The organism is Streptomyces sp. E-08, assembly GCF_049913095.1.
In the GTDB taxonomy this organism is placed as follows: domain Bacteria; phylum Actinomycetota; class Actinomycetes; order Streptomycetales; family Streptomycetaceae; genus Streptomyces.
The window spans coordinates 3,486,769-3,497,938 of sequence record NZ_CP183971.1 but is presented as its reverse complement, the minus strand read 5'-3'; the positions used below and the strand labels follow the sequence as shown (position 1 = coordinate 3,497,938).

The following is an 11,170-nucleotide window of genomic DNA, read 5'->3' as shown; positions in this document are numbered from 1 at the left end:
GCGGCGCGGAGCCGCGTCAGCTCGTACGGCCCTTGGCGTCGAAGGCCTTCATGCGGTCGAGGACGCCGTCCGCCGTCGGGCGGAGCATCTCGTCGACGATCCGGCCGTCCGCGAGGAAGATCACGCGGTCCGCGTAGGAGGCGGCCACCGCGTCGTGGGTGACCATGACGACGGTCTGGCCCAGCTCGCGCACCGAGTTGCGCAGGAAGCCGAGGACCTCGGCGCCCGAGCGGGAGTCCAGGTTTCCGGTCGGCTCGTCGCCGAAGATGATCTCGGGGCGGGAGGCGAGGGCGCGGGCCACGGCCACGCGCTGCTGCTGGCCGCCGGAGAGCTCGGACGGACGGTGGCTGAGGCGGGCGGAGAGGCCGAGCATGTCGATGACCTGCTGGACCCACTGCTTGTCGGCCTTGCGGCCGGCGATGTCCATCGGCAGCGTGATGTTCTCCAGGGCCGTCAGCGTCGGCAGGAGGTTGAAGGCCTGGAAGATGAAGCCGATCTTGTCCCGGCGCAGCTGGGTGAGCTGCTTGTCCTTCAGGGTGGAGAGCTCCGTCTCGCCGATCCGGACCGAGCCGGAGGAGAAGGAGTCCAGGCCGGCGACGCAGTGCATGAGCGTCGACTTGCCGGAGCCGGAGGGGCCCATGATCGCGGTGAACTCGCCCTGGCGGAAGTCCACGCTGACCCGGTCGAGCGCGACCACCTGGGTCTCGCCGTGTCCGTAGACCTTCGTGAGATCCGTGGCGCGGGCGGCCACCGCGGTGGCGCGGGACACGGTGGGGGTGGTGGTCACGGGAGGACTCCTGTCACTGCGACTGCGATTCGGGAACTCCTCCATCCTTTCCGGCGTTCCGGTCCCGGGCGTCCGCCCACGTGCCCGTTCCGGGGGCCGTCTGGAGTCTGACCGGAGGTCCGGTCCCTCCTCCTTTGGGATGACGGGATCCCCGACTCCGTCCGGTGGAGAACCCGCCGGACGGAGGTGACAGACCTGCGACGACTTTTCGTCATTCCAGGGGGTGCGGCTTTGCGCCTGCGACCCCTGTCACAGTTTGGTGAAAGGGCCCCCACCTGCACTGACGCACCCTCAGACGTCAATAAAATAAGACAACATCGGACCGATGTTCCGCTGATCGGGGGAAACCGTCCCGATAGGCTCATGTGCCAACGCGGAGCTTCGCGGCGACGCCCGGATGGTGGAATGCAGACACGGCGAGCTTAAACCTCGCTGGCCTTCGGGCCGTACCGGTTCGAGTCCGGTTCCGGGCACCACGGCTTCGCTACTTCGGCAGCCGGTCCAGCAGCCAGGTGCCGTACTCCTCGGAGAAGAGCGGGCCGCCGGGGGCACCCCCGCCGGTGATCGACTCGTCCACGAGCTCCTCGGTCAGGCCGTCCGGTACTCCGCCGTCGACGAGCCGCAAGAACGCCGGGATCCGGGGCCGGTCGCCCATCCTGCTCAGCTCGGCCTCGTCCTCCAGCTCCGGGTCGGCGCCGTTGTGGGAGAAGAGGACGCCCGTCCCGTGGTCGAGCCGCTGGTACTCCATGCCGGCGAGGGCGTAGCGGGCGGCGAGGGCGCCCTGCCCGGTGCCGCCGACGGTCAGCGGGGCGTCGCCGTGCCGCTCCGCGAGCGCGCGCGTGACGGCGTTCTGCACGATCCCGCCGTCGCCGGTCATGGAGCCGTCCTCGGGCAGGGCGAGCAGGATCAGGTCGTGACCGCGCGCCGTGAGCTCCGAGATCAGGGAGTATGAGCCGTGGCCGGCGCCCGCGGCGAGGTCGGCGGGCCCGGTGCCGGCGTCGCCGGCCAGGAGCACGGGCCTGGTGAGGTGCTCGCCCGCGGTGAAGACCCACGCGGTCGCGTGGCGCAGGGTCCAGGTCTCGTTCGGTTCGGGGGCCATGGGGCTCTCCTGGGGAGGGGGTGGTTCCGTACGCGAAGAGCCTGGCCGGGCGGGGAGGCCCGCCGCCGGTGAAGATCGGAAACTTACGGGAAAAGATCCTCCCCGAGCACTAGGGAGTTTCTTTTGCCTACCCATTACTCTTGACGCAGGGCCGCGCCGTGCGGTCCGCCATGGAGGAGTGAGATGAGGAGCAGCAACCCGGTCTTCTCGCGACGGGGGTTCAGCCGCGACGCCGGCTACGCGGGCTTCAACGCGCAGCAGCCGCAGGCCGGGGGCCCCGCCGTCGGAACCAACCCGTACGCCACCGGCACCCCTTACGCCGGGGACGCGACGAACCCGTACGCGACCAACCCGTACGCCCCGCAGGACACCCAGCTCGGCGCCCCTCAGCAGGCCCGCGGCAACGTGATGACGATCGACGACGTCGTGAGCCGTACGGCCATGACGCTCGGCACGGTCGTGCTCACCGCCGTCCTGTCCTGGCTGCTGCTGCCGGTCGACCCGGCGAACCTCGGCAAGTCCTACGGCATCGCCATCGGCGCCGCCCTGGTCGCGCTCGTGCTGTCGCTCGTGCAGTCCTTCAAGCGCAAGCCGTCGCCCGCGCTCATCCTGGGCTACGCCGCCTTCGAGGGCGTCTTCCTCGGCGTGATCTCCGCCGCCGTGTCGACGTACATCGCCGACGGCGTGGTCATCCAGGCGGTCCTGGGCACGATGGCGGTCTTCGCCGGCGTGCTCATCGCCTACAAGCTGGGCTGGATCCGGGTCAACCGGCGCTTCGTCGGCTTCGTGATGGCCGCTGCCATGGGCTTCATGCTCCTCATGGTGGTCAACCTGCTGTTCGCCGTCTTCGGCGGCGGTGACGGCCTCGGCTTCCGCAGCGGTGGCCTCGGCATCCTCTTCGGCGTCATCGGCGTCATCCTGGGCGCCTGCTTCCTGGCCCTCGACTTCAAGCAGGTCGAGGACGGCGTGACCTACGGCGCGCCGCGCGAGGAGGCCTGGCTGGCCGCCTTCGGTCTCACCATGACCCTGGTGTGGATCTACCTGGAGATGCTGCGTCTGCTGTCGATCCTGCAGGGCGACGACTGACGCACCCCCTGACTCGGGGGAGGGCCCGTCCGGCTTCGTGCCGGGCGGGCCCTTTCGCGTGCTCAGACCGCGGCGTCCAGGAGGACCCGCGCGGCCGCCTTCGCCTGGGCGGCCGGTTCGGGGGAGCCGGTGATGCCCGCGACGGCCATGGCGCCGTTCGCGAGCAGGGCCAGCTGGTCGGCGAGGACGGGCGGGGCGCCGAGGGCGTCCGTCTGCGCGGCGAAGTAGGCCCGCAGCGCCTCCTTGTGCTCGCGGGCGATCGCGGCGACCTGCGGGGTGACCCCGCCGAGCTCCCCGAAGGCGTTGATGAACGCGCAGCCGCGGAAACCGGGCTCGGCGAACCAGCCGGCCAGCCAGTCGAAGACCGCGAGCGCCCGCTCGTACGGCCCGTCGGCGGTCCGCGCGCCGTGCTCGGCGAGGGCCGTCCGCACCGCCTCGTCACGGCGTCGCAGGACGGCCTCGACCAGGAGGTCCTTCGAGGGAAAGACCTGGTAGAGCCGCTTCAGCGAGACGCCCGACGCGGTGCGGATGGCGTCCATGCCGACGGACTGCACCCCCCGCTCGTCGAAGAGCCGTTCCGCGGTGTCGAGCAGCTTCAGCCCGGCCGTCTCCGCGTCCATCGTCCGATCACCCCTTGCGTGGAGAACCATCGTTCTCGTAGTCTACAGCGCACGGGGAGAACGATCGTTCTCCTGGTCCGGAACCGGAAACGGGGAGTCAGTCATGTCCGCCTTCGCCCTGCGCGCCCGCACCGTCACCGTCGACGGCCTCGACGTCTTCTACCGGGAGGCCGGAGACCCGGCGAACCCCACCCTCGTCCTGCTGCACGGCTTCCCGTCCAGCTCGCACATGTACCGGGGACTCATCGCCGACCTCGCCGACGCCTACCACCTGATCGCACCCGACCACATCGGCTTCGGCGCCTCCGCCGCACCGGCCGTCGAGGACTTCACCTACAGCTTCGACCGGCTCACCGAGATCACCCTCGGGCTGCTCGACCAGATCGGCGTGGACAGGTTCGCGCTCTACATCCAGGACTACGGCGCGCCGATCGGCCTGCGGATCGCCTCCCGCCACCCCGAGCGCGTCACCGCGATCGTCAGCCAGAGCGGCAACGCCTACCTGGAGGGGTTCACGCCCTTCTGGGACGTGCTCTTCGCCCACGCGAAGGACCGCGCGGCGAACGAGGCCGGCGTACGGGAGCTGCTGACCGCCGAGGCCACCCGCTGGCAGTACACCCACGGCGTGCCCGCCGAGCGGCTCGACCGGCTCGCGCCCGAAGCCTGGCTCCTGGACCAGGCCGGCCTCGACCGGCCCGGCAACAAGGAGATCCAGCTCCAGCTCTTCTGGGACTACCAGTTCAACCTGGACGGCTACCCCGCCTTCCAGGAGTACTTCCGCACCCACCGGCCGCCGCTGCTCGCGGCCTGGGGGCGCGGCGACGAGATCTTCGGGCCGGCCGGCGCGGAGGCCTTCGCCCGTGATCTGCCCGACGCCGAGATCCACCTCCTGGACGCCGGGCACTTCGCCCTGGAGACGCACGGCGAGGAGATCGCCGGCCTCGTCCGCGACTTCCTCGGCCGGCACGTGAAGTGACCCGGGCCGGGGAGGCCGTCAGAGCAGTCTGCGGGCCGCCCGCCGCAGGTCGTACTCGTGGATGATCGCCTTCGCGTGGCCGTACGCCAGCTCGTGCTCCCCGCGGAGCCAGCTGACGCGCTCCTCGAAGCGGAGGAGCGAGGGGCCCTCCTCGACGGTGCGCATCCAGTCGGCGATCTCGCGGCCGGTGCGGCGCGGGATGCGGGCCAGCAGGTTGCGATGGGTCTCTTCGGAGAAAGTCTGGGACATCGGCGCCTCCGGACGCTTCGTACCGTGTGCTTCTCGTACTCCTTCCCGTCACCGTGCCGAAGCCCGCGGCCGTTGGCAAGGGCCCCGGGAGGGCGCGTAGGGTCGCGGCGTGCGCGATACGAGTGAACTGACCACCGCCGTCGAGCGGTTCGCCGACCGGCTGCGGGCGGCCCCGCAGAGCCGCCTCAAGCAGGGCGCGGCGGCCGAAGGACTGGCCCTGGCCAGGGAGTTGGCGGTGCGCGCCCAGCGCGCCGAGGACCCGGAGCGGGAGCCGCGGATCATGCCGGACGCGGGCCTGTTCGTGGTGGGCGACCAGCTCGCCGTCGCCGGGAACGACTTGGCCGAGATCCTGCGAACGGCCCCGGCCGGCTCCGCTGAGGGGGAGCTGGGCGAGGCCGTGGGGCTGGTACGGGAGGCGGCGGAGCGCGCGGGCCTGTAGGGCCCTGGGGGCCTACAGGGAGGCGATCACGCGGTCCGCGAGGATGTAGACGTTCTCCTCGTCCGTGTCGCCGTACGAGAAGGTCAGGGCGAAGGCGCCCGAGACGCCCGAGCCGCCGAGCAGGACCGGGGTGCGGCCCGAGCGCAGGGCCTCGGCCAGGCGCTCCGCGGTCTCGCGGTGGCCCGGGGTCATGCAGAGCGTGGTGCCGTCCGCGAAGACGTACACGTCGAGCGTGCCGAGCGGGCCCGGACGCACGTCGGTGAGCGCGGTGCGGGTGTCCGCGAGCTCCTCCAGACGGGCCACCGTCCGCTCGTGGTCCGTGACGACCGGGGTCTGCACCGGCACGAAGTCCGGGTGCGAGGGGTGCCGGCGGCGGGCCGCTGCCAGCTCCGCCGTGTCCTCGGGGTACTCGGGGTACTCGTCGAAGGCGTCCAGGGTGTCGGGGCCGTCGAGCGCCGAGGCCTCCGCCTCCATGGCCTCCAGGGCCATCGCCTCCAGGCCCGCGAAATCGGCCTGGCGCGGGACGAAGAAGGTGCCGTCGTCGACCGGGCCGCCCAGACCGCCGAGCAGGGACGGCGCGTCGGCCGCGTCACGGGCCTCCTGCGCGGCCCAGAAGGCGCGCGCCTCGGCGAGCTCGCGCTCGCGCTCCTCCGCCAGTGCCTCGGCGACCGCGGCCCGTATCTCGGCGGCGGGCGTGGCGCGGGCCGCGGGGACCGTGGCGCCGTGACCGGCGGCCAGCTCGCCCCGCAGGGCGGTGACCTCCTTGCGGAGACCGTGGACGGCGTGCAGGGCAGCAGCGCCCACGGCCGTGGCAGCGGCCGTGGTCAGCAGCAGGGCAAGAGACATGGCGCTCACTGACGTACTCCCGATTCCGAGTCGATCCCCCGACTTCCTACATCAGCTTGTCCCGGGGTGGTGCCCGCTGTCAGTGCATTACGTCACGAATTGGACAGGTATTTCTGCCAGGCGTTTAGTCCCGAAACGGCTCTGACCTGGGAAAACGAACTCCCCCGGGACGTAGGTCACATCCTGGGGGAGATTCGGTCACGGCTCGGACGCGGTGTGGTTGACGCGCTCGGTGCGTGGAGAGCGGGGGCTCAGCTCAGTCGCTCGCTTCTCCGGTCGCACTGGGCTTCGCCACCGCTGCGGGCAGGTGCCGCCTTCGTTCCTCAGGCGACCCCTACCCTCCGCTACGGCTCAGCTCAGTCGCTCGCTTCTCCGGTCGCACTGGGCTTCGCCACCGCTGCGGGCAGGTGCCGCCTTCGTTCCTCAGGCGACCCCTACCCTCCGCTACGGCTCAGCTCAGTCGCTCGCTTCTCCGGTCGCACTGGGCTTCGCCACCGCTGCGGGCAGGTGCCGCCTTCGTTCCTCAGGCGACCCCTACCCTCCGCTACGGCTCAGCTCAGTCGCTCGCTTCTCCGGTCGCACTGGGCTTCGCCACCGCTGCGGGCAGGTGCCGCCTTCGTTCCTCAGGCGACCCCTACCCTCCGCTACGGCTCAGCTCAGTCGCTCGATGACCATGGCCATGCCCTGGCCGCCGCCGACGCACATGGTCTCCAGGCCGAACTGCTTGTCGTGGAACTGGAGGCTGTTGATCAGCGTGCCGGTGATGCGGGCGCCGGTCATGCCGAAGGGGTGCCCGACGGCGATGGCGCCACCGTTGACGTTCACCTTGTCCAGGTCCAGGCCCAGGTCCTGGTAGGACGGGATGACCTGGGCGGCGAAGGCCTCGTTGATCTCGGCGAGGTCGATGTCGTCGATCGTCAGGCCGGCGCGCTTCAGGGCCTGCTTCGAGGCCTCGACCGGGCCGAGGCCCATGATCTCGGGGGAGAGGCCGGAGACGCCGGTGGAGACGATCCGCGCCAGCGGGGTCAGGCCGAGCTCGCGGGCCTTGGTGTCCGACATGATCACGAGCGCGGCGGCGCCGTCGTTCAGCGGGCAGCAGTTGGCGGCGGTGACGAGGCCGTCGGGGCGGAAGACCGGCTTCAGGCCCTGGACGCCCTCCAGCGTGACGCCGGCGCGCGGGCCGTCGTCCGTCGACACGACCGTGCCGTCCGGCAGCGTCACCGGGGTGATCTCGCGCTCCCAGAAACCGTTCTTGATGGCCTGCTCGGCGAGGTTCTGCGACCGGACGCCGAACTCGTCCATCTCCTGGCGGCTGATGCCCTTCATGCGGGCCAGGTTCTCCGCGGTCTGGCCCATCGCGATGTAGGCGTCCGGGACGATGCCGTCCTCGCGCGGGTCGTGCCAGGTGGAGCCCTCGGAGGCGGCGACCTCGGCGGTACGGGCCTCGGCCTCCGCGAAGAACGGGTTGTGCGTGTCGGGCAGCGAGTCCGAGTTGCCCTTCACGAAGCGGGACACCATCTCGACACCGGCCGAGATGAAGACGTCGCCCTCGCCCGCCTTGATCGCGTGCAGCGCCATACGGGAGGTCTGCAGGGAGGAGGAGCAGTAACGGGTGATCGTGCAGCCCGGCAGGTGGTCCATGCCCATCTGCACGGCGACGATCCGGCCCAGGTTGTTGCCCTGCTCGCCGCCGGGGAGGCCGCAGCCGAGCATCAGGTCGTCGATGTCGCGCGGGTCCAGCTCGGGCACCTTGGCCAGGGCGGCCTGGACGATGGTCGCGGTGAGGTCGTCCGGACGCAGGTCCTTCAGGGAGCCCTTGAAGGCCCGGCCGATGGGCGAACGGGCGGTCGAGACGATCACGGCTTCGGGCATCACGGCTCCATGAGGGTGCGGAGTGGGCGGACTGAAAGGGAAGTTACCCGTACGTACCGCCGGGGTCACCGTTGCCGGTATGTGATGCGGACCTCTTTTCTAAGCGAGCGCTCAGTCGGGGGACGGCGGGCGGCGCCCCGCGCCCGTGCGTGCCGCGCCCGTGTGGGCCGCGCCGCGCCCTTCCGGGCCGCGCCCGTGTGGGCCGCCGCCCGTTGCCGTGTGGGCAATCGTCCCGCTGGGGCGGGACGGGTGGGCACACGGGACGGCGCCCTCGGCGGGCGCCTCCGCCCCTCGTGCCTTGACCCGCACCTCCAGAGTGCCGCCACCTGTGGTGCGGGTCCAGGCGCGGAAGCCTAGGCCCGGCACGGGGCGCCGTTCCGTTGTGCCCACCCTCCCCCAAGCTCTCGGCTTCGCTCGAGCAGGGGGGACCCCCATCGCCCCTTGCGGAACGCCTGCCCACAACGGGGGTGGGCACCGCCCCGGTGGAGCGCCTGCCCGCGACGGGCGCCGCACCGGCGGAGCGCCTGCTCGCAGCGGGGCGGGCGGTTACGTCTGGGCGTCTTCCGGGGTCGGGGATTCCGCCGTGGGGAGGCGCCGGCGCCGGCGGTGCTTCAGGAGGGCCCACGGCGCCCGCGCCCCCGTGACCTCCGTCCCCGCCTCCCGTACCGCCTCCGCCGCCGCCTTCGCCACCGGCAGCATGTCCTCCCGCCGGGCCGGCTCCAGCCGGTCCGTTTCCGGCCAGACGCCCAGCGCGGCGCAGACCGTCGGCAGCATCGCCATCGCCGCCGTCGCGTACCCCTCCGCCGAGGGGTGGAAGTTGTCCACGCCGAACATCTCGCGCGGGTTCGCCGCGAACTCGGGGCCGAGGAGGTCGCCCACCGACACCGTCCGGCCGCCCTGCTCGACGACCACGATCGTCTGTGCCGCCGCCAGCTGCCGCGAGGCCCGCCGCGCCAGCCAGCGCAGCGGCTGGTAGACGGGCTCGATCGTGCCCAGGTCCGGGCAGGTGCCGACGACCACCTCCGCGCCCGCGGTCCGCAGCCGTCGTACGGCCGTGGCGAGCAGCCGCACCGACTCCGTGGCCGGCAGCCGGTGCGTCACGTCGTTCGCGCCGATCATGATCACGCACACGTCCGGCGGCCCGAGCGGCTGCGCGAGCAGCAGCGAGACCTGGCGCTCCAGGTCGTCCGAGCGCGCCCCGGAGAGCGCCACGTTCCGCAGCACCACCGGCCGCTCCGCCACCGCGGCGAGCCCGGAGGCGAGCAGCGCGCCCGGGGTCTGACCCGAGCGGCGCACGCCCTGGCCCGCCGCGGTGGAATCACCCAGAAGGGCCAGCCGCAGCGGGTCGTCGGTGCCGAAGGCGCGGCCGTAGAGGCCGTCCGCCACCGGTGGCAGCGGCGCGGGCGCGCCGTAGACCGTGCGCTTGGCCAGCTGCGCCTCGGCGAGGAGGACACCCACCGCCGCCACCCCGATCAGGCCGATGCTCCCGCCGCCGTACGCCGCACCCGCCGCGATCCGCCGCGCCACCCTCGCCCTCGACATGGGGCCGTCACCTCCTTCAAGCCGTTCAGGGTCTAACTGCCCCGTAACCCGCTCCGACTACGCATACGCTGGCCACACCATTACGGAGACCCCGGAGATTACGGTGCAATTCCACGACTCGATGATCAGCCTCGTCGGCAACACCCCGCTGGTGAAGCTCAACAACGTCACAGCGGGCATTCAGGCGACCGTTCTGGCCAAGGTCGAGTACTTCAACCCCGGCGGTTCGGTCAAGGACCGGATCGCCGTGCGCATGATCGAGGCGGCCGAGCAGAGCGGTGAGCTCAAGCCCGGCGGCACGATCGTCGAGCCCACGTCCGGCAACACCGGCGTCGGCCTGGCGATCGTGGCCCAGCAGAAGGGCTACAAGTGCATCTTCGTCTGCCCGGACAAGGTGTCGCTCGACAAGATCAACGTACTGCGGGCCTACGGCGCGGAGGTCGTGGTCTGCCCCACGGCCGTCGATCCCGAGCACCCCGACTCGTACTACAACGTCTCGGACCGGCTGGTCCGTGAGACGCCGGGCGCCTGGAAGCCCGACCAGTACTCGAACCCGAACAACCCGCGCTCGCACTACGAGACGACCGGTCCCGAGCTGTGGGAGCAGACGGAGGGGCGGATCACCCACTTCGTCGCGGGCGTCGGCACCGGCGGCACGATCTCCGGCACCGGCAACTACCTCAAGGAGGCCAGTGGCGGGAAGGTGAAGGTCATCGGCGCGGACCCGGAGGGTTCGGTCTACTCGGGCGGCTCCGGCCGGCCGTACCTGGTCGAGGGCGTCGGCGAGGACTTCTGGCCCACCGCGTACGACCGGAACGTCACCGACCGGATCGTCGCCGTGTCCGACAAGGACTCCTTCCAGATGACCCGCCGCCTCGCCAAGGAGGAGGGCCTCCTGGTCGGCGGCTCCTGCGGCATGGCCGTCGTCGCGGCCCTGGAGGTCGCCAAGGAGCTCGGTCCCGACGACGTCGTCGTCGTGCTGCTGCCGGACTCCGGCCGCGGCTACATGTCGAAGATCTTCAGCGACGAGTGGATGGCCGGTCACGGCTTCCTGGAGGACACCTCCACCGCCACCGTCGCCGACGTCCTGCGCCACAAGGAGGGCGGTCTGCCCTCGCTCGTCCACATGCACCCGGACGAGACGGTCGGCCAGGCCATCGAGGTGCTGCGCGAGTACGGCGTCTCCCAGATGCCCATCGTGAAGCCCGGCGCCGGCCACCCCGACGTGATGGCCGCCGAGGTCGTCGGCTCGGTCGTCGAGCGCGAGCTGCTCGACCACCTCTTCACCAAGAAGGCCTCCCTGGAGGACCCGCTGGAGCAGCACATGAGCGCGCCGCTGCCGCAGGTCGGCTCCGGCGAGCCGGTCGCCGACCTGATGGCCGTCCTCGGCGAGTCCGCCGACGCGGCGATCGTCCTGGTCGAGGGCAAGCCGACCGGTGTCGTGAGCCGTCAGGACCTGCTGGCCTTCCTGGCCAACGGCGGTTCGAAGTAGGTCGCGCGGCGGGCGTGCCGCAGTTCGCGCAAACGGTACGAGGGCGACACGTATCCGCAGCACCCGCTTAACACGCGTCCGGCACAGTGGTGGTTGTCGGCGTCACGGACTTCCGGAGCGGCTCCCGGGCCTCCACAGACGCCGCGGACGCGGTGACCGGCC

At 71.6% G+C, this 11,170-nt stretch carries 11 protein-coding genes and 1 tRNA gene; 5 read left to right on the top strand and 7 right to left on the bottom strand.

What is annotated here, in order from left to right; translation table 11 throughout:
- Window positions 1-16 precede the first annotated feature (16 nt).
- Complete coding sequence (locus ACN9MM_RS15870; RefSeq protein ID WP_426364237.1) at window positions 17-787, bottom strand: ABC transporter ATP-binding protein; 771 nt, start codon at window positions 785-787, stop codon at window positions 17-19.
- Window positions 788-1,178: 391 nt separating this feature from the next.
- On the opposite strand from ACN9MM_RS15870, the gene ACN9MM_RS15865 reads away from it, so the two are divergent.
- Window positions 1,179-1,263 (top strand) — tRNA-Leu (locus ACN9MM_RS15865).
- An 8-nt stretch (window positions 1,264-1,271) separates the two neighbouring features.
- On the opposite strand, the gene ACN9MM_RS15860 is transcribed toward ACN9MM_RS15865, so the two are convergent.
- On the bottom strand, window positions 1,272-1,886 hold the full coding sequence (locus ACN9MM_RS15860) for a hypothetical protein (RefSeq protein ID WP_426364236.1): 615 nt from the start codon (window positions 1,884-1,886) through the stop codon (window positions 1,272-1,274).
- A gap of 183 nt (window positions 1,887-2,069) precedes the next feature.
- Here ACN9MM_RS15860 and ACN9MM_RS15855 point away from each other — a divergent pair, with 183 nt between their 5' ends.
- Complete coding sequence (locus tag ACN9MM_RS15855; RefSeq protein ID WP_426364235.1) at window positions 2,070-2,972, top strand: Bax inhibitor-1/YccA family protein; 903 nt, start codon at window positions 2,070-2,072, stop codon at window positions 2,970-2,972.
- Between the two features lie 62 nt (window positions 2,973-3,034).
- On the opposite strand, the gene ACN9MM_RS15850 is transcribed toward ACN9MM_RS15855, so the two are convergent.
- Window positions 3,035-3,592: a TetR/AcrR family transcriptional regulator gene (locus tag ACN9MM_RS15850; protein WP_426364234.1), complete on the bottom strand. Its 558-nt coding sequence runs from the start codon at window positions 3,590-3,592 to the stop codon at window positions 3,035-3,037.
- Window positions 3,593-3,695: 103 nt separating this feature from the next.
- On the opposite strand from ACN9MM_RS15850, the gene ACN9MM_RS15845 reads away from it, so the two are divergent.
- Window positions 3,696-4,568: an alpha/beta fold hydrolase gene (locus tag ACN9MM_RS15845; protein ID WP_426364233.1), complete on the top strand. Its 873-nt coding sequence runs from the start codon at window positions 3,696-3,698 to the stop codon at window positions 4,566-4,568.
- A gap of 18 nt (window positions 4,569-4,586) precedes the next feature.
- Here the strand turns inward: ACN9MM_RS15845 and ACN9MM_RS15840 are convergent, their stop codons facing one another.
- The gene (locus tag ACN9MM_RS15840) at window positions 4,587-4,817 is read right to left on the bottom strand and encodes a DUF4287 domain-containing protein (protein ID WP_426364232.1); all 231 of its coding nucleotides are present in this window, start codon (window positions 4,815-4,817) and stop codon (window positions 4,587-4,589) included.
- Window positions 4,818-4,926: 109 nt separating this feature from the next.
- Here ACN9MM_RS15840 and ACN9MM_RS15835 point away from each other — a divergent pair, with 109 nt between their 5' ends.
- Window positions 4,927-5,256, top strand: coding sequence for a hypothetical protein (locus ACN9MM_RS15835; RefSeq protein ID WP_426364231.1), 330 nt, complete (start codon window positions 4,927-4,929; stop codon window positions 5,254-5,256).
- 12 nt (window positions 5,257-5,268) lie between these two features.
- Here the strand turns inward: ACN9MM_RS15835 and ACN9MM_RS15830 are convergent, their stop codons facing one another.
- The 3 genes from ACN9MM_RS15830 to ACN9MM_RS15820 form a co-directional block, all read right to left on the bottom strand.
- Window positions 5,269-6,102 (bottom strand): hypothetical protein, encoded by an 834-nt coding sequence (locus tag ACN9MM_RS15830; protein ID WP_426364230.1) that lies wholly within the window; start codon window positions 6,100-6,102, stop codon window positions 5,269-5,271.
- Window positions 6,103-6,753: 651 nt separating this feature from the next.
- Complete coding sequence (locus ACN9MM_RS15825; protein ID WP_426364229.1) at window positions 6,754-7,974, bottom strand: acetyl-CoA C-acetyltransferase; 1,221 nt, start codon at window positions 7,972-7,974, stop codon at window positions 6,754-6,756.
- 546 nt (window positions 7,975-8,520) lie between these two features.
- On the bottom strand, window positions 8,521-9,516 hold the full coding sequence (locus tag ACN9MM_RS15820) for an SGNH/GDSL hydrolase family protein (RefSeq protein WP_426364228.1): 996 nt from the start codon (window positions 9,514-9,516) through the stop codon (window positions 8,521-8,523).
- A gap of 103 nt (window positions 9,517-9,619) precedes the next feature.
- On the opposite strand from ACN9MM_RS15820, the gene ACN9MM_RS15815 reads away from it, so the two are divergent.
- Window positions 9,620-11,008, top strand: coding sequence for a cystathionine beta-synthase (locus tag ACN9MM_RS15815; RefSeq protein WP_426364227.1), 1,389 nt, complete (start codon window positions 9,620-9,622; stop codon window positions 11,006-11,008).
- The last annotated feature ends 162 nt before the right edge of the window (window positions 11,009-11,170 follow it).

Coding starts and splice junctions, on each gene's coding strand:
- ACN9MM_RS15825 (WP_426364229.1), bottom strand. CDS start 7,974: ATGCCCGAAGCCGTGATCGTCTCGACCGCCCGTTCGCCCATCGGCCGG.
- ACN9MM_RS15840 (WP_426364232.1), bottom strand. CDS start 4,817: ATGTCCCAGACTTTCTCCGAAGAGACCCATCGCAACCTGCTGGCCCGC.
- ACN9MM_RS15855 (WP_426364235.1), top strand. CDS start 2,070: ATGAGGAGCAGCAACCCGGTCTTCTCGCGACGGGGGTTCAGCCGCGAC.
- ACN9MM_RS15830 (WP_426364230.1), bottom strand. CDS start 6,102: ATGTCTCTTGCCCTGCTGCTGACCACGGCCGCTGCCACGGCCGTGGGC.
- ACN9MM_RS15860 (WP_426364236.1), bottom strand. CDS start 1,886: ATGGCCCCCGAACCGAACGAGACCTGGACCCTGCGCCACGCGACCGCG.
- ACN9MM_RS15845 (WP_426364233.1), top strand. CDS start 3,696: ATGTCCGCCTTCGCCCTGCGCGCCCGCACCGTCACCGTCGACGGCCTC.
- ACN9MM_RS15850 (WP_426364234.1), bottom strand. CDS start 3,592: ATGGACGCGGAGACGGCCGGGCTGAAGCTGCTCGACACCGCGGAACGG.
- ACN9MM_RS15820 (WP_426364228.1), bottom strand. CDS start 9,516: ATGTCGAGGGCGAGGGTGGCGCGGCGGATCGCGGCGGGTGCGGCGTAC.